The 16,632-nt window shown below is 63.8% G+C and carries 15 protein-coding genes and 1 pseudogene; 3 read left to right on the top strand and 13 right to left on the bottom strand.

All coding sequences use genetic code 11. From position 1 onward, the window contains the following. Positions 1–67 precede the first annotated feature (67 nt). The 10 genes and pseudogenes from ACTHN9_RS27205 to ACTHN9_RS27250 all read right to left on the bottom strand — a co-directional run bounded on the left by ACTHN9_RS27205 (position 68) and on the right by ACTHN9_RS27250 (position 11,276). Positions 68–1,081, bottom strand: a complete 1,014-nt coding sequence (locus ACTHN9_RS27205; RefSeq protein WP_440539924.1) for a cytochrome d ubiquinol oxidase subunit II — start codon at positions 1,079–1,081, stop codon at positions 68–70. After that, complete coding sequence (locus ACTHN9_RS27210) at positions 1,068–2,504, bottom strand: cytochrome ubiquinol oxidase subunit I (protein WP_440539925.1); 1,437 nt, start codon at positions 2,502–2,504, stop codon at positions 1,068–1,070. Before ACTHN9_RS27210 ends, ACTHN9_RS27205 begins: the two co-directional genes overlap by 14 nt. 284 nt (positions 2,505–2,788) lie before the next feature. Continuing rightward, complete coding sequence (locus ACTHN9_RS27215) at positions 2,789–4,585, bottom strand: thiamine pyrophosphate-requiring protein (protein WP_440539926.1); 1,797 nt, start codon at positions 4,583–4,585, stop codon at positions 2,789–2,791. A gap of 102 nt (positions 4,586–4,687) precedes the next feature. After that, positions 4,688–7,531 (bottom strand): DNA ligase D, encoded by a 2,844-nt coding sequence (gene ligD, locus ACTHN9_RS27220; protein WP_440539927.1) that lies wholly within the window; start codon positions 7,529–7,531, stop codon positions 4,688–4,690. A gap of 63 nt (positions 7,532–7,594) precedes the next feature. Further along, positions 7,595–8,410: pseudogene (ku, locus tag ACTHN9_RS27225) on the bottom strand (non-homologous end joining protein Ku); the annotation flags it as partial. A 161-nt stretch (positions 8,411–8,571) separates the two neighbouring features. Further along, a complete protein-coding gene (locus tag ACTHN9_RS27230; RefSeq protein ID WP_440539928.1) occupies positions 8,572–8,730 on the bottom strand; it encodes a DUF1328 domain-containing protein in 159 nt (52 codons plus the stop codon). 310 nt (positions 8,731–9,040) lie between these two features. Then, positions 9,041–9,652 (bottom strand): hypothetical protein, encoded by a 612-nt coding sequence (locus ACTHN9_RS27235; protein ID WP_440539929.1) that lies wholly within the window; start codon positions 9,650–9,652, stop codon positions 9,041–9,043. Between the two features lie 91 nt (positions 9,653–9,743). Beyond that, positions 9,744–10,031, bottom strand: coding sequence for a DUF1488 domain-containing protein (locus tag ACTHN9_RS27240; protein ID WP_440539930.1), 288 nt, complete (start codon positions 10,029–10,031; stop codon positions 9,744–9,746). 58 nt (positions 10,032–10,089) lie between these two features. Further along, complete coding sequence (locus tag ACTHN9_RS27245) at positions 10,090–10,653, bottom strand: type 1 glutamine amidotransferase domain-containing protein (RefSeq protein ID WP_440539931.1); 564 nt, start codon at positions 10,651–10,653, stop codon at positions 10,090–10,092. Positions 10,654–10,724: 71 nt separating this feature from the next. After that, a complete protein-coding gene (locus ACTHN9_RS27250) occupies positions 10,725–11,276 on the bottom strand; it encodes a ferritin-like domain-containing protein (RefSeq protein ID WP_440539932.1) in 552 nt (183 codons plus the stop codon). Between the two features lie 230 nt (positions 11,277–11,506). Here ACTHN9_RS27250 and ACTHN9_RS27255 point away from each other — a divergent pair, with 230 nt between their 5' ends. Together ACTHN9_RS27255 and ACTHN9_RS27260 are read left to right on the top strand one after the other, a co-directional pair. Continuing rightward, complete coding sequence (locus ACTHN9_RS27255; protein WP_440539933.1) at positions 11,507–11,902, top strand: DUF3175 domain-containing protein; 396 nt, start codon at positions 11,507–11,509, stop codon at positions 11,900–11,902. Between the two features lie 21 nt (positions 11,903–11,923). Further along, complete coding sequence (locus tag ACTHN9_RS27260; protein ID WP_440539934.1) at positions 11,924–13,285, top strand: cation:proton antiporter; 1,362 nt, start codon at positions 11,924–11,926, stop codon at positions 13,283–13,285. On the opposite strand, the gene ACTHN9_RS27265 is transcribed toward ACTHN9_RS27260, so the two are convergent. Together ACTHN9_RS27265 and ACTHN9_RS27270 are read right to left on the bottom strand one after the other, a co-directional pair. Next, a complete protein-coding gene (locus ACTHN9_RS27265) occupies positions 13,264–13,770 on the bottom strand; it encodes a hypothetical protein (RefSeq protein WP_440539945.1) in 507 nt (168 codons plus the stop codon). The two genes, ACTHN9_RS27260 and ACTHN9_RS27265, sit on opposite strands and share 22 nt — an antisense overlap. Before the next feature lie 243 nt (positions 13,771–14,013). Then, positions 14,014–14,514: a response regulator gene (locus tag ACTHN9_RS27270; RefSeq protein ID WP_440539935.1), complete on the bottom strand. Its 501-nt coding sequence runs from the start codon at positions 14,512–14,514 to the stop codon at positions 14,014–14,016. Positions 14,515–14,687: 173 nt separating this feature from the next. On the opposite strand from ACTHN9_RS27270, the gene ACTHN9_RS27275 reads away from it, so the two are divergent. Continuing rightward, positions 14,688–15,542, top strand: a complete 855-nt coding sequence (locus ACTHN9_RS27275; protein WP_440539936.1) for a MipA/OmpV family protein — start codon at positions 14,688–14,690, stop codon at positions 15,540–15,542. Positions 15,543–15,562: 20 nt separating this feature from the next. Here ACTHN9_RS27275 and ACTHN9_RS27280 read toward each other — a convergent pair. Next, a partial coding sequence (locus tag ACTHN9_RS27280; protein ID WP_440539937.1) for a PAS domain-containing sensor histidine kinase occupies positions 15,563–16,632 on the bottom strand: 1,070 nt, incomplete at its 5' end.

Raw genomic sequence — 16,632 nt, forward strand, 5'->3', positions numbered from 1 at the left:
CGTTAGTCGTCTAGTCGGTGCAAGGTCCCCCCGCAGGGTAGTCCCCGCCTATTCCGCCGCGCATTTCTCACTCGTGCCCATACCCTCCCTGCTCCCCGGCCTTCCCGCGAAATACCCAATACGACCACACCACGTAGATCAGCAGGATCGGCAGCACGAACGCCGTGCCGATCATCAAAAATTCGTGCGACACCGGTGCCGCCGCCGCTTGCCATAGCGTCACGGACGGCGGCGCGATCATCGGCCAGAGACTGATCACCAACCCCGAGAACGACAAAAAGAACAAGCCCACCGAACAGACGAACGGCAACACCTCGCGCCCGCGCCCCGCCCCGCGAACGAGCAGCCCGGCCAGCAAGAGCGTCACGAGCGGCACCGGCGCAAAGAACGCCAGGTTCGGCCAAGTGAACCAACGCGCCGCAATGCGCGGACTGAACAGCGGCGTCACCACGCTGACCACCCCGATGAATACGAACACGAGCACCATCACCCGCTGCGCGACCCGCCGCGCCCACATCTGAAGACGCCCCTCGGTCTTCATGATCAACCACGTGGCCCCTTGCAAGGCGTAACCCGCCATCACCCCAAAGCCCGCGAAAATCGGAAACGGCCGCACCCAATCCCAACTCGTTCCGACGAACTGTCCGCCCGCTTCGCGAAAGCCCTGGATGAACATGCCGAGAATGACGCCCTGAGCGAAGCTCGCAAGCACCGATCCGCACGCAAACGCGCCATTCCACGCTCGCCGGTTCGCCCCCGGCACGCCACGGAACTCGAACGCCACGCCGCGGAAAATCAGCCCTAACAACATCAACAGCGCCGGAAAGTACACGGCCGGCACGATAATCGCGAACGCCCCCGGGAAAACAGCCAACAGCCCCGCGCCGCCCAACACGAGCCAAGTCTCGTTGAAGTCCCAAACAGGCGATGCCGAAGCGATCATCACATCGCGATCGGCCTCGCTCTTGCGCAGCAAAAAGAGAATGCCGACACCCAGATCGAAGCCGTCCAATAGGATGTACATCAACACGGCGAATCCGAGAATGGCCGCCCACAGCGGGACCAAATCAAGCTGCGTCATTGTTGCCTCCCATTTCCCCCGGAACTACCGGCGCCGCCGACGCGTCGTCATCCTCATGCTGTGCCGCCGACAAAGGACGCGCGGCCCGCCGGTTCAGCGTCGGCTTGACGGTCCCGACCGCTTCGGGACCCAGCCGCAGCAGCCGCCCCATCAACACGATCCCCGAACCGAAAATGAACACATAGCTGAGCACATACAACGCAAGCGACAGCGATACGTCCGCCGTCGTCAGCGAAGGGGTGACCGAATCGGCCGTCCTCATCAATCCGTATACGGTCCACGGTTGGCGCCCCGCCTCCGTCGTCGTCCAACCGGCTAGCACCGCGATGAATCCGAGCGGACTTGCCCACCGGCAAACCGCCAGCCATCGTCGGCTCGCATAGAGCCTGCGCTTCGGCCACAGAACGAGCCCGCCGATCACGACGGCGAGCATGAGCAATGCCACACCAACCATGATGTGAAAGGCAAAGAAGACGATCGGCACAGTCGGCCGATCGGCACGTGGCCAGTCCTTGAGCCCATGGACAAGCCCGTTGGGATCATGCGTCAAATAGATGCTGCCCAACACCGGGATGGAGACCTCGAAATGGTTACGCTCCTCGCGGTCGTCGGGAATCGAAAACAAGTTCGCCGGTACGCGCCGGCCCGTATCCCAGAGCCCTTCCATCGCCGCGAGCTTGGTGGGCTGATATTCGAGCGTGTTGCGCCCATGCTCGTCGCCGATGGCAATTTGAGCCGGCACCATGATCGCGAGAAACCAGAGCGCCATCTTCACCATCACGCGTCCCTCTTCCCGTACACGCTCGCGAAGCAGGTAATGCGCACCGACGCCGAGAATGACAAAAGCCGTCGTCACGAGGAAAGCCGTCACCGTATGCGCCAACCGGTACGGAAACGAGGGATTGAAAATGATCGATAGCATGCTGTCCGGCACGAACTTGCCGGCCACGATCCGATAGCCGCTCGGCGTCTGCATCCAACTATTGACAGCCAGAATCCAGAACGACGACATCAACGTGCCGAGCGCAACGAGCATCGCCGACAATACATGCGCCCACTGCGGGACGAGCCTGCGGCCGAACAGCAGCACGCCGAGAAACGCCGATTCGAGGAAAAAGGCGGTCAGCACTTCGTAAGCCATCAGCGAACCGATGACGCTCGACGTTGCCGCGATGAATCGGCTCCAATTCGTTCCGAATTGAAACGGCATGACGATGCCCGACACCACCCCCATCCCGAACGAGACCGCGAAAATGCGAATCCAAAACGCCGAAAGCCGCCGGTAGACGTCGCGGCCCGTGGCCCACCAGAGCACCTCCAAAGTCGCGATATAGCAGGAAAGGCCCACCGTGAATGCCGGCAGCAAAATGTGCAGCGCGATAACCCAAGCGAATTGCACGCGGGACAGCAAAAGAGCGCTCATGACAGGCGATACCTACCGAAAATACAGCACGTGACGGGCAATGCGGGCGCCACTCGCAAGGCCGCGAACTCACCTTGCGCATCCGGTTCCCCGCCTGCATCCAGTGCGTGGTTCGTTAGCCGGGAAGCGAAGTCGCGGTGCGCGTCACCGCGTTGCGAATCGCGCTGGCGGTTGGGCTGCTCGCGGTATTTCGCGCAACGCAACGTCAACTGCGGTGAGGAACGCCTTCCCGCCCGGTACCGCGAGCGCGATGTTCCCAACGCTCGCGGTCCGCGGCTACCCAGCTAATCGTCCTTCTTTCCCGGCAGCACGGACGCCATCACCTGCTTGGCCGTGTTGACGATCACGCTGCCCTCTTCGGGGTCGCCCTCCATGAGGGTTCGCGCAAACTTGCGCGCCTGCACCAGCGTGATATGCGGCGGCAGCGGCGGCACCTCGGGATCGGTCTTGATTTCCAGCACCACCGGCCGGCCCGCGGCCAATGCTTCGTCCCATGCCGGGCCGATCGCCTCGGGCGTGTCGACGTAAATGCCCTTGAGCCCGATCAGTTCCGCGAAGCGATGGAACGGCACGTTCGGCAAATCCTGCGATGCCTCGAACTTCGGATCGCCCTCCATGACGCGCTGCTCCCACGTCACCTGGTTCAGATCCTCGTTGTTCATGACCATGCAGATCCAGCGCCCGTCCTTCCATTGCTGCCAATACTTGGCCACCGTGATCAGTTCGGCCATGTTGTTCATCTGCATGGCGCCGTCGCCCACGAGCGCAATCACCGGCCGGTCGGAATGCGCGAATTTTGCGGCGATGGCGTACGGCACGGCCGCCCCCATCGAAGCCAGCCCGCCGGAGAGCGAGCACATCATGCCCCGCCGAATCTTCAAATCGCGTGCGTACCAATTCGCGCACGAGCCGGAATCGCTCGTGAGGATCACATCCGAGGTCAGCTTCGGAGAAAGTTCGGTAAAAATCCGCTGCGGATTGACACCGCGCTTGACGGGTTCTTTCGCGCGCTTATCGAGCGTCTGCCACCATTCCGACGTCCATCCCTCGATGCGCTTGCGCCAGGTTTCCTCCGTCTTTTGATCGAGCAACGGTAACAATGCACGTAGCGTTTCCGCGCTGTCGCCCACGAGGTTGACCTCCATCGGATAGCGCAAGCTCAACATATCGGCACCGATGTCGATCTGCACGCCGCGCGCATCGCCTTCCTTCGGCAAGAATTCCGAATACGGAAAACCGGAGCCGATCATGAGGAAGGTGTCGCAATGCGTCATCAGTTCCCAACTCGGTTTCGTTCCGAGCAAGCCGATCGATCCCGTTACCCAGGGATAATCGTCGGGCACGACGGCCTTGCCGAGCAGCGCCTTCGCGACGCCGGCCTGCAACCGTTCCGCCACGGCGATCACCTCATCGGTCGCGTGCAGCGCGCCGGCGCCGACCAACATCGCGACGCGGCTACCGGCGTTGAGCACCTCGGCGGCTCGCGCGAGGTCGGCGGGCTCGGGCAAGATACGCGGGCGCGAATAACCGACGCCCGAATGCGCGGTCCCATGCTTGCGCGCCGGCGGCGAGTATTCGAGTTCTTGCAGATCGTTCGGCAAGATGATCGCCGTGACGCGCCGTTGCGACAATGCGATCCGCACCGCCCGGTCGACCATGTGCCGCACCTGCGCCGGCACGCTCGCCTGCTGGACGTAAGATCCCGCCACGTCCTTGAACATCGACGCGAGATCGACTTCCTGTTGGTAATGGGAACCTAGCGCCGCGCGCGCCTGTTGCCCGCAGATTGCGAGCACCGGCATGTGATCGAGCCGCGCATCGTAAAGACCGGTGACGAGATGCGCGGCACCGGGCCCCGACGTCGCAATGCATACGCCAAGTTCGCCCGTGAATTTCGCATGAGCGCTCGCCATGAACGCGGCCATTTCCTCATGGCGCGCTTGAACGAATTCGATCTTTCCTTCCGCACGGCGCAGTGCGCCGAACACGCCGTTGATACCGTCGCCGGGGTAGCCGAACATGCGTCGCACGCCCCACCGATGCAATCTTTCGACGATGAAATCGCCTACCGTCTGCGCCATCTGTGCCTCCGCTAGAGTCAATCCGTGAGACCCAAGACAGCGCAAGAAGCGCGCCCATCGCGCTTCTTGCGCAACGCGGATCGCGCGACGCTTAGCGGGTTTTCAATCGCCCTTCATCCCGAGACGCTGACGCATGCTTTTCGTTATGCGCTGCTTCGTCGACGCATAGTCCGCCCACGGATCGGCCTTCAACGCCGCGAGTCTTTCGTGCACGTTTTCGACCGTCCATTGCGCGCCGCCTGTGGTCTCGGCGAGTTCGTCCCACGCAAGCGGCACCGAAACGCCCATCCCGGGGCGTGCCCGTGGAGAAAATGCGGCGACGGTGCTAGAACCCCGGTTGTTGCGCAGATAGTCGACGAAAATGCGGCTTCGCCGATTTTGCGCGCCCATCTTCGCGCTGAATCGATCGGGCAGCGTCGCGGCCATATGTTGAGCGGTGGCTTGTGCGAAGGCCTTCACCTCCTCCCACCCCGCCTGCCGGGCCAACGGAACCACGACGTGCAGCCCCTTGCCGCCGCTCGTCTTGCACCACGATTGCAGGCCGAGTGCTTGCAACAGCTCGCGCGTCAATTGCGCCGCTTCGATCATGCGGTCCCATCCGAGCTGCGGATCGGGATCGAGATCGAACACGACACGATCGGGCTTTTCGATGTTTGTCGCCAACGCGTTCCAGGTGTGCAGCTCCACGGTGCCCATTTGGGCGGCGCCCACGAGCGCCGCTACGCTATCGAGCGTAATGAGCGCCGGATGGCCGGGATCCAGCCCCTCGTGTTGCGTGATGTTGGGGATCGAAAGGCGAATAGCGTGCTTTTGAAAAAACAGCTCGCCTTCGATGCCGTCCGGTGCGCGCACCAGTGCGACGGGCCGCCCCTTGACATGAGGCAGCAGCCACGGTGCGATGCGCTCGAAGTAGCGCACCAAGTCACGCTTGGCGAACGCAATCGATCGGTCGATCATGCGCTCGGGATGCGAGATCCGTACACCCGCTACGGTGTCCCCTTCCTTTAGCGATTGGGCGCGCGGCTTGCGAGCCTCGTTAGCTCGTTTCGTTGCTACGTCGGTTTGCGTTTCCATTGCGGTCCTTGCTTGACGGCCTGTTACGCTCGCCGTCGTTGCGCCATCCGAGCTTGCTTCGCGGACACTGCGAGGCGCCTCTTGAACGATCTCGCGCGCCGGTTTATCGCGGCGCAAACTAATGAACGAGGCCTGCCTCACCACGCGCTCGCTCGTCCACTCCGAAAAATTGCATTCGGCCACCCGTTCGGGCCGTACCCAATGCACCTTGGTCCGGCTGCGCTCCACGGGGGGCTCCGCGAACGGCGAACGCGCGGATTCCAGCTGATCCAATTCGCGCTTGATCGAGCGCAGCGTCGCCGCATCGAAGCCGGTGCCGACGCGCCCCGCGTAATGAAGCTTGCCGCGCGCGTCGAAAACGCCCAGCAATAACGCGCCAAACCCGCTGCGGCTACCCGACGGCTCCGAATAGCCGCCGATCACGAACTCCTGCCGGCGGCGACAGCGCAGCTTGATCCACGAGCCGCTGCGCGTCGAGGTATAACGACTGTCGCAGCGCTTGCCCACGATGCCTTCCAGTGCCATGGCACAGGCGCTATGCAGCAGGTCGTGCGGATCGAGCGCGAAATCTTCCGAAAAGCGGATGGTGTCGTCGCCAAATCCTTCTAGCAAGGCACGCAGCAAGGCACGCCGCTGGACGAGCGGAACGTCGCGCAAGTCATAGCCGTTCAAATAGGGTAAATCGAAGGCGAAGATGACGATGTCCTGCCCGCGATTCGCATCGAACGCGTTTTGCAGCGCCTGGAAACTGGGCACGCCGTGTTCGTCGAGCACGACGGCCTCGCCGTCGATCCAGGCCGTTTCGACATCGAGCGCGGCAAACGCCTGCGCTTGCCGCTTGAACTTCGCCGTCCAGTCGAGGCCGCTACGCGTCAAGATTCGAACCGGCTTCGCGTCGCCGCGATCGATGCGTGCCAACGTGCGATAGCCGTCGAATTTGATTTCGTAAGACCAGTCGTCGCCCGTCGGGACGTCGTCGACCAAGGTGGCGAGCTGCGGCTTCAAGGAATCGGGCTGGCGAGCCTTGACGGCACCCTCGATCGATGGCGACACAGCCAGCTCGCGCAACGATTGCGTCGTACGCGTGGCGACGATATCGGGATGCGCCGATCGCGAACGGCCAGCGTGCGGGGCGGACGCCGACGCCGGCAAAGCCAAGCCCCCTGTGCCCGCCGTCGCCGCGTCACCCTGCTTCGAGCGTTTCGGCGTCTTTTTCGCCCCCTTCGCCGTCTTCTTCAGCGTCTTCTCGTTCGTTCGCTCACCCGATGCGGCGCCGTCCGATAGCGCGCTGCCAGGCTCTTGCGCCACGACGTCGTACTCGCTCTGGGGCCTCGCCTCCTCGTCGCGCTCTTTGATCAAGAGCCATTGTTCCTTGTCGCCGCTGCCGCGCATCGCGCTGCGAACGAGTGCCCATCCGCCATGGAGCTTCTTGCCGTGCAGCGTGAACTTCAGCTTGCCGGCTTCATAGGCTTTGCGCGCCTGCTCGATTCCGCCCGCGGGTTCCCAGGTGCCGCGGTCCCACACGATCACGGTTCCCGCGCCGTAATTGCCCGGCGGAATTTCGCCTTCGAAGGTGCCGTATTCCACGGGGTGATCTTCCACGTGCACAGCAAGCCGCTTGACCGACGGATCGAGGCACGGCCCTTTCGGCACGGCCCAGGACTTGAGCGTGCCGTCCAATTCCAATCTGAAATCGTAGTGCAGGCGTCTCGCGTGATGTTCCTGGATCAGGTACGAGAGCGCCGGCCCCACGCCGCGGGCGGGCGTTGCGCGCTTCGCGCTTCGGGCACGCTCGGCACGTTCGGCGCCCGACGGCTCGGGTGTCGCGTTGAAGTGACGCTTTTTCCGATAAGTCTCGAGCTTGTCAGCCATACGGGTCCGCTCGTTCGAATGAGTTTCCAAAGGCGTTACCGACGCTTGGCCGCTCGCGCGTCACGCCGCATGCTTGCCCTTGCCTCGGCCGAGGCTGCGTTTGAGCAGCTCCGACAAATCCACCACGTCGGCGGTTGCGCGCGTGCGCGCCGGTGCACGCGCGCCTTCGCTGATCTCGTGCGTCTTGCCCTCGCGTACCTTGCGATCGACGAGCGCCAGGATGTCGTCGCGGAACGTATCGTGATAGTGCTCGGGCTCCCACTGCTCGGTCATGTCGTCGATCAGCTTCGTCGCCATTTCGAGTTCGCGCGGACTGACGCCTGCCGCCTTCGGGTCGGCCGGCGGCAGCGAGAGGTCGCCGATGTCGAGCACTTCGCCGCCCCATCGCAACGTATTGAGCGCAAGCACGGGGCCGGCAGGAATCAATGCGGCCAAATGCTGCTTGTTGTGCAGCACCACATTGGCGATGCCGATCTTTCCGCTCTTCGCGAGGGCTTCGCGCAGCAGGGCATACGCTTTCTTCCCTTGCCGTTCCGGCACCAGGTAGTATGGCGTGTCGAGATAGAGAAACGACACCGAGTACGCTTCGACAAACGCGAGGATATCGACCGTTTGCGTCGATTCGGGGCTGGCGGAGCGGATTTCGTCGTCGGTGAGGATGACGTAATTATTCTTCTCGTACTCGTAGCCGCGCACGATGTTCTCGCGGCGCACTTCCTTGCCGGTTCGCTTGTTGATTTGCTTGTAGCCGACCGGGTCCGCGGTTTCCTTGTCGAGCAAATTGAAGCTCGTCCGTTCGGGCCGCGTGGCCGCGTGCAACTGGACCGGTACGTTGACGAGACCGAAGCTGATCGCCCCTTTCCAAATCACGCGTGACATGGCCAATCTCCTTTCGCCGGCAATCGCGCAGGAAGCGCGCCATGAAGCCGGCGACGCACGCCGATGCAAAGGCCCGCAAGCGATGCCGGCGAGCGCTCTGCATTCCTTGCAAAGCGCTCGTAAGCCCTGCAACGGCAACGACTATTATTCTCCCTAGCGCGTCACCTGAATACGCCGATCAAGAGCGTCGCCAAGAAGATGACGAGGAAAATGAAGAATAGGATCTTCGCAACCTCGGCTGCGCCGGCTGCGATGCCGGTGAAACCGAAGATGGCCGCGATGATCGCGATGATAAAAAAGACAATGGCGTATCGAAGCATCGTGTCCTCCTGATGAATGCCGGCGCGTCGGCCCTGGCGTCGCCGCCGCGCGAGTTTCATCGCGGCAGGCACTGAGCGTTGTGATTCGTTCGAGGCAACGCTCGCTCCCATACTGCAATGACTATGCCTATCGAATCACCGGCGATCGGGCGCGACGGCCGGACGAGCGCAGGCGAGCGGTGCGGCGAAACGCCGATCTCGCGCAATACCCATGGTCGGGAATGAAATCGGGCAGCCGGTCAACACGCGCGCGAACGAGGCGCGCTAACGAGCCGCGCTAACGAGGCGCGCTAACGGTTCGACGCTCGGCTCACCGCTCGACGTGCGCTTCGGTGCGCGACTCGGCATCGCTGGCGCTCGGCGGCACCGAGAGCGGTTCGACGTCTTTGGTGGGATCGAAATCGGCCCAGCGCCCGTGCTGCCAGCGGCCGTGTGCGCGCTCGATTTCAAGGCTTCCCGCTTCGCGCAGAACACGGGCGGCTTCGAGTTGATTGTCCGGCGACACATGGACAGCCAAGAGCACGCCCGAATCGCGCGATTCATGCGGAACGTCGCGATCTTGCAGCTTGCCGCCGCCCCGCGTATGCGACATCGCCCCGGCCAGCGAACCGACGTATGCCCCGACGCCCGCGGCCACCAGCAGGACGAAAAACGGCGAGGAAAACGCGCTGAACAGCGCCACGCCCAGTACGGCGCCGATCACCGCGCCGATCGCACCGCCTTTGCCCGCACCCTTGGACGCATGGGCCGACTGAGGATCGGCATACCGATCGCCGCCGATGGGAAAACGTGCGTGCTGTCCGCGCGGGTTCACGAAGAACAGCGTCACATCCTCCTGCACGAACCCCGCCTCGAACAGCCGATTGGCAGCCGTTTGCGCATCGGCAAATGTCGTAAAGCGACCTGCGACGATCAGCGACATGACACGTCCTCCCTACTCATTGGGTATTGCGTATTGCTCATTGCACGTCGCCCGTTGCGCATTGAGCATGGCCTATCGACACGTTCGACCTTCACGAGATGCCGTTCGGTGCGATGCGAAACAAGCCGCTGCGCAAAACGACGGCCGCGCCGCCGCTGTCTTTGACGGCGCGCTTGCAGACTTCGCGAATCCGTTCGCGCCCATCGGCGAACGCGCGCAGCAGCTCGGCTTCGAGCGTCGAACGCGCGCCGAAATGATCTTCGAGCGCTTCGGCCGTGATCGCGCACGATAGCGCCACGCCGTCCACCAGCGCGACGAACCGCACCACCATCTGCGCGCCGTCGAACACGGGAGCATCTTCTTCGAAGGTCACGTTCACGGTTGGCCCCGTCGTGCCTCGTGCGTTCGACGCGCCCGCGTCGCAGGCGTCACCGGATTCATCGCGCCGCGCCTCGATGTTCGAGCTGGGCGATGAGCTTTCGGTTGAAAGCCGGGATATCGTCGGGCTTGCGGCTCGTGATCAGATTGCCGTCCTCGACCACTTCCTCGTCGACCCACGTCGCGCCGGCGTTACGAAGATCGTCCTGCAGGCTCGGCCAGCTCGTCATCGTGTGTCCCTTGACGATGCCGGCCGAAATCGGCAGCCAGCCGCCATGGCAGATCACCGCAACGGGCTTATGCGCTTCGTCCAGTTCGCGGACGAACGCCTGGGCTTCCGGGATCGAGCGGATGGCGTCGCCGTTGACGACGCCGCCCGGCAACACGACCGCATCGTATTGGTCGGGCCGCACTTGATCGAACGTCGCATCGACGGTCACCATGCCGCCGCGCTCCGTATGGCGAAACCCTTGTATCTGCCCAGGCTTCTTCGAGATGACGTGCACCAACGCGCCGGCCTCGGACAACGCTCGCTTCGGCTCGACGAGTTCTGCCTCTTCGAAGCCGTCCATCGCCAGCATGGCGACTTTGCAACCTTCCAATGTTTTCGATTTCGTAGTCATCGGCGCAGCTCCTCGATGTGATGTGAAGTGCTGCCTGCACCGCAGCAAATGCGGTGCCTATGCCGCACGTTTCAACGCTTGGAATCGCTCGGCAAGCCGGTCAGCAGATCGGCCATGTCGTCGGCGTGCTCTTCCTCGACGGCCAGAATGGTTTCCATGATGCGGCGCGAGGTGGGATCCTTGTCGCCGAGAAAACTGACGATTTCTCGGTAGCTGTCGATGGCGATACGTTCGGCGATCAAGTCTTCCTTGATCATGTCGACGAGCGATGTACCTTCCACATATTCGGCATGGCTGCGCGAGAGCAATCCGTCCGGCGAGAAGTTCGGCTCGCCGCCGAGCTGCACGATCCGCTCGGCCAACATATCGGCGTGCCCCTGCTCCTCGTTCGAATGCACGAGAAATTCGTCCGCGATGCTCTTCGAATGAATGCCCTTCGCCATGAAATAGTGGCGGCGGTAGCGCAACGTACAGACGATCTCGGTCGCCAGCGCGTCATTGAGCAGCTTGAGCACCGTTGCGCGATCGGCCTGATAGCCGGCGGTCACGGCCCCTTCTTCGATATGCTCGCGCGCACGCTTGCGAATGGCCTGGACGTCCGACAGAAACGGTTGGTTCGCCATGGGTTTTCTCCATCGAATTGTATTTACGAAACACGGCTTCGCCCGCGAGGGCCCGCCCTTGAGGCACCGCTCGCGAGGCGGTGCTGGTGACGCATCATCCGTGCCAAACTCGGTTCGGATCATTCTGCGGATGGCATGCGGGTTGCGTCGCCGCTAGGATTCGCCGCGAGGCGGATCGCGCCGCGCCGCGATAGCGGCGCCTACCGACGACCCTGCTCAGGAACGAACCGATGACCTCCACCTCCGCCCATTCGTCGACGCGACGCCGCGCCGGTCACCCCCCGCGACAGCGCCACGCGCAAAGCCGCGCCCATCACGAAAAGGCGCACGCCGCGTCGAGCCGAAGCCACGCACCGCGGCGCTGGTCGCACGACGTCATGCAAAAGAGCGACGCACTCGATCTCGAACAGGGCATTTTCAAATCGGCGAGCGCGCAAGACATCGCGCAATCGTTGAAGCGTTCCTCGCTCGCCAGTAAGCGACGGCGCGGCACGCCCTATCAATCGGCGATGTCGATGCTCAATTTCTACATCAACCGCGCCGGCAAGCATCTTCCGAAGTCCCGCCGCGCAGTGCTGCAGGCGGCCAAGGGAAAATTGCGCGAGGCGTTCGGGCGCGCGCACTGAGCCCGCGCGCCTGGCTCCCCGATGCGAGAGACAATTTGGTTCCTCATCGTCGGCGGCCTGTTCGTCGGCATGGGCGTGGCCAGTTCCTTGTTCAAGCGCCTGCCGTTGACGGGCGCCATGCTCTATCTCGTCGCAGGCTTCCTGCTCGGGCCGAACGGTCTCGGGTTGCTATCGCTCGATATCGAGCAGGACGCACCGCTCGTGCGGCTCTTAAGCGAAGTGGCGCTACTGGCCTCGCTCTTTGCCATCGGCCTACGCCTACGCGCGCCGATTTTTGCGGCGCTATGGTCGCTGCCGGTGCGCCTGGGCCTGCTGGCAATGGTCATCACCGTCCCGTTGCTGGCGCTCTTTTGCGCATGGGGATTGAAGTTGCCCTGGGGGCCGGCCTGGGTGCTCGCGGCCATGCTCGCACCGACCGACCCCGTGCTCGCGCACGACGTCCAAGTGCGCGATGCCAACGATCTCGACATCGTGCGTTTCTCGCTCTCGGGCGAAGGCGGCCTCAACGACGGCGTCGCCCTGCCGTTCACGCTGGGCGCACTCGCGTTGTGCGCGAACGGGGCAGCCGGCGGCCCCGCGGTGTTCTCGCCGAGCACGCTGCTCGAGACGGCTTGGGGCCTTATCGGTGCCATCGGGATCGGCGCCCTACTCGGTTTCGCGACGACGCATGCGGTCGCCTGGTTGCGTACACGGTACGCACAAGCCCTCGGACTCGAAGGCTTTTTCGCGCTCGGGCTGATCGAGCTGTCGTACGGGATCGCCCAACTCCTTCATACCTTCGGTTTTCTGGCGGCATTCGCCGCGGGCGTGGCGATGCGCCGCGTCGAGCATCGCGCGACCGGCGCACGCTCGCCGCAAGATGCAATCGGTGCGATCGACTCCTCGGATGTCGCCGCGACGGCCGCCCATCCCGACAAGGCGCACGCCTACATGGCCGAGTCAGTGCTCGGCTTTACCGTCGAACTCGAGCGCATCGCCGAGATGGCGATGATGATCATGGTCGGCAATCTGCTCGGGACGCTCGCCGCGCCGCTCGTGACGTGGCGCAGCGTGGCGCTCGTGCTCGTGCTGTTCGTCGTGGTGCGTCCGCTTGCGGTCGAATTGTCGCTGCTCGGCTCGCGCGCCAAGCCGATGGAACGCCGCTTGATGAGTTGGTTCGGCATCCGCGGCATCGGCACCGTGTATTACCTGGCCTATGCGCTCGAACACGGCGCCAAGCGCGATATCGCACCGCTTGCGCCGTATGCGCTGGCCGTCGTGGCGGCCTCGGTATTCGTGCACGGCATGACTGCCACGCCGTTGATGAAACGCTACAAGCGCAAGCGAGCGGGGGGCCGGCGCGAGCGGCGTGCGCCGAAGGATCAACCGCCGTCGCGCGGATAGGCGAGTTTGTCCGGGTTCGCGAGCGTCCGGTAAGGCAGCGCGTCGGAAGCAGGATCGGCGATCGTCTCGTCGACGACGCGCTCGACGTCCGCCGTTTTAGCCAGCTCGGAAAAAAACGCCTGCTTATCGAAATCCGGCGCCACGCAGCCTTCCACGTAAATGAATCGTCGCTGGAGCGTGAGCCAGAGCGTCGTATGCTCGCGCCAATGCGTCGAAGGCTCGACGTTCGTCAGTCGGCGCTTGGCGGCTTCCTCGATTTCCTTGTCGTACAGGTAGCTGTTCGGCAGCCTGCAGCGCCCTTCCCACCAGCAACTATTGCCGCGTTCGATCCGGTAATGCGAATCGGCCAGCCACTCCTGCTGCGTTTGCAACGGCCCGAGCGGGACCGGGCAAGCCGGTATCGCTTGCGAGATCTGGAAAAATGGATCGTTGCCGTGGTTGGCACGCGGTGCGCCTGCCCATGCGGAAACAGGCGCTAAGGTCACGGACGTCGCGGCCGCGACGACCGTCGCAACGAAATAGGCGTGCAACCCATGCTTCACGGTCCCCTCCTGCGAGCGTGTCTAATGCCGTACGAGCGCCATCGGAGCGCCATCGCGCCGGCTCGGCGCGATTCAATCACGCCATATTCGCGTTGGCAAGGACCGCCGGCGGGCTTTTGCGGATGCATGCGCGCGCAACCGATGTCGCGGCGCGGGGCGACGTTCCCTAGTGTCCGCTGATGGGCGTTAACGGCCCGCGTGCGATCGACCGTCGTACGCGTCGCCGAGATCGTCGGCCACGCGATGCGAGCCTTCGCTCGCGAATTCGAGCACGCGCAGAATCAATTGCGGCGTGAGGGGTTTGGCGCAATGCGCGTCGAATCCGGCATTGCGTGCGCGAGCCCGATCTTCGGAGGACGCGTAGCCTGTACACGCGATGAGCAGCATGTGCGCGGTCGCGGCATCGCCGCGCAGGCGCCGCGCCACCTCCAAGCCGTCGAGTCCCGGCATCGCAATATCGAGCAGCACGGCGAACGGCTGCCATTCGCGCGCGATCGCGCACGCCTCGTGCGGATCGCTCGTCGCACGGCATTCGAAACCGTCCGCATCGAGCAAAAGTTGCAACGCTTCGGCGGCGTCGCGGTAGTCGTCCACGACGAGGACGCGGCGATGATCGGCCATGGCCGGCCGAATCGTGCGCCACAGCACGACGTCATCGGTCGCTTCGGCATTGTCGCGCTGGGTCACGTGTGTTTCTCCCGGGTTGGTCTCGACGCAGTCGCGAATCGATGCAAATAACGATCCCGCTAAAACGCATGGCGACAAAAAAAAGGGCATGCGCATTGCTCTGAGGTCTGGCACGATTTGCTTAGACGTTCTGTAACCATATCGATAGCGATATCGAACAAGGAAAAAGCGCTATGTCGACCTCTCATGCGGCCCCGCGCCTCGCTGTTGCGGGAGCGCTGTTCACGGCGTTCGCCTGCACACCGGCGCAGGCGCAAACCCCCTCTCCGCTCGCCGAGTGGCAATACTCGTCGGGCATCTTGCTCGAGCAGATGTTCGCGCCGAACCTACCGACATGGCGCATTCGAATCGGCCCGTCCGCGAGCTTCCAGCCGCGCTATGACGGCTCCGACCGCTATCGCATGCTGGCTGGACCGAGCATCGACATTCGCTATCGCGACCGGTTCTTTCTATCGACGGGAGAAGGCATCGGCATGAACGTGCTCACGGGGCCGAATTGGCGCGTGGGCGTAGCGGCAGCCTACGATTTGGGGCGGCGCTCGGCGGACGATCTCGAACACCTGCACGGATTGGACAACATCAATCCCGCGCCCAGCCTGCGGCTGCTGGGCGAGTACGCCGTCTCGAAATCGTTTCCACTCGTGCTGCGCGCCGATCTACGCCGCAATTTCGGCGGCGACAACGGATGGATCGGCGATCTCGGCGCCTATATGCCGATGCCCGGCAGTTCCGAGACCTTCGCATGGTTTGCCGGCCCGACGATGACGATCGCCGATTCGCGCTATATGAATAGCTGGTTCGGCGTGAATGCGGCGCAAGCGGCCCGCTCCGGCTACCGGCAGTACGATGCCTCGGCCGGCATCCGCTCAGTCGGCTTCGGGGTCTCGGCGTCATGGACCGTCAACAAGCACTGGGTCGTGAGCGCCGACGGTGCGTTCCAGCAGCTCGTCGGTGCAGCCGCGCACAGCCCGCTCACCCAGACACGCGCATCCGGGGTGTTCGATCTCGCCGTGAACTATCAGTTCTGAGCCGCACACGGGGCGGCGCGTCAAACCTCGCCGGGCATCTCGACGGCATCGCGCGGCACCGATAAGCGAACGGCGAACCCTCCCCCCGTTTCGCTCCCGATGACGACCGAACCGCCGAGCCGGCGCACGCGGTCGCGGATACCGGCCAGCCCGGATGGGCTCGGGCGCCCCTGCTCGTCGGCCACCGCATCGATGCCGGTCCCGTTGTCGCGAATCGCGACGTCGCACATCGTCGCCGTGCAGATCAGCGCAACATCGACCGCCGTCGCGCCATGCGCGTGCCTCACGACGTTCGTGAGCGCTTCCTGCACGATCCGGAATATCGCCGTCGAGGCCGCGTCGTTGAATACGACGTCCTCGGCGTTGGTCGCCATGCCGATGCTGAGCCGCGAGCGTTGACGGAAATCGTCGATCAGCCATTCGAGCGCGGGCAGCAAACCGAGATCGTCGAGTACGGCCGGCCGCAAGCCCGCCGCGAGCCGGCGCACCGAGGCAATCGCGTGATCGACGGCGTCGCGCATCGCCCGTGCGCGCGTGCGCACGGCGTCCAGTGCCGACGAGGGATCGTCGGCGAGCGGCACGTCCTCCGAGGTCAGTGCGGTCAGGTCCATTTTCAGCGCGGTGAGTTGTTGCCCGAGGTCGTCGTGCAATTCGCGCGCAATCCGCTTTTTCTCTTCTTCGCGCGTCGCTTCGATCCGCGCGCCCAATTCGCTCGCGTATTCGAGTTGCCGCAATTGATTGCGCTCGGTGATATCGCGCACCACCTTGGCGAACCCCACTAGCTCGCCGGCCACGCCATACACAGCCGTTACGACAATGCTCGCGCAAAACCGCGAACCGTCTTTGCGAAGGCGCCACCCTTCCTTCTCGATCCGGCCGGATGCCGCCGCGTCGGCCAGCTCGCGCTCGGGCTCGCGCGCCGCGATGGCTTCCACCGGATAGAAACGCGAGAAGTGCCGCCCGATGATTTCCGTCGCATGAAAGCCCAGCACGCGCAAGGCGCCGCCGTTCCAACTCGTGACTTGGCCCTGCGGATTCAGCATGAAGATCGCATCCTCGACGGCGTCCATGAGGCGGCGCATCCGCTCCT

It is taken from the genome of Trinickia sp. (assembly GCF_051953405.1).
In the GTDB taxonomy this organism is placed as follows: Bacteria; Pseudomonadota; Gammaproteobacteria; order Burkholderiales; family Burkholderiaceae; genus Trinickia.

What these genes read in the sequence shown, in the direction of transcription:
- ACTHN9_RS27210 (WP_440539925.1), bottom strand. Translation starts at nt 2,504, where the DNA reads ATGAGCGCTCTTTTGCTGTCCCGCGTGCAATTCGCTTGGGTTATCGCG.
- ligD (WP_440539927.1), bottom strand. Translation starts at nt 7,531, where the DNA reads ATGGCTGACAAGCTCGAGACTTATCGGAAAAAGCGTCACTTCAACGCG.
- ACTHN9_RS27255 (WP_440539933.1), top strand. Translation starts at nt 11,507, where the DNA reads ATGACCTCCACCTCCGCCCATTCGTCGACGCGACGCCGCGCCGGTCAC.
- ACTHN9_RS27215 (WP_440539926.1), bottom strand. Translation starts at nt 4,585, where the DNA reads ATGGCGCAGACGGTAGGCGATTTCATCGTCGAAAGATTGCATCGGTGG.
- ACTHN9_RS27235 (WP_440539929.1), bottom strand. Translation starts at nt 9,652, where the DNA reads ATGTCGCTGATCGTCGCAGGTCGCTTTACGACATTTGCCGATGCGCAA.
- ACTHN9_RS27205 (WP_440539924.1), bottom strand. Translation starts at nt 1,081, where the DNA reads ATGACGCAGCTTGATTTGGTCCCGCTGTGGGCGGCCATTCTCGGATTC.
- ACTHN9_RS27250 (WP_440539932.1), bottom strand. Translation starts at nt 11,276, where the DNA reads ATGGCGAACCAACCGTTTCTGTCGGACGTCCAGGCCATTCGCAAGCGT.
- ACTHN9_RS27260 (WP_440539934.1), top strand. Translation starts at nt 11,924, where the DNA reads ATGCGAGAGACAATTTGGTTCCTCATCGTCGGCGGCCTGTTCGTCGGC.
- ACTHN9_RS27245 (WP_440539931.1), bottom strand. Translation starts at nt 10,653, where the DNA reads ATGACTACGAAATCGAAAACATTGGAAGGTTGCAAAGTCGCCATGCTG.
- ACTHN9_RS27230 (WP_440539928.1), bottom strand. Translation starts at nt 8,730, where the DNA reads ATGCTTCGATACGCCATTGTCTTTTTTATCATCGCGATCATCGCGGCC.
- ACTHN9_RS27275 (WP_440539936.1), top strand. Translation starts at nt 14,688, where the DNA reads ATGTCGACCTCTCATGCGGCCCCGCGCCTCGCTGTTGCGGGAGCGCTG.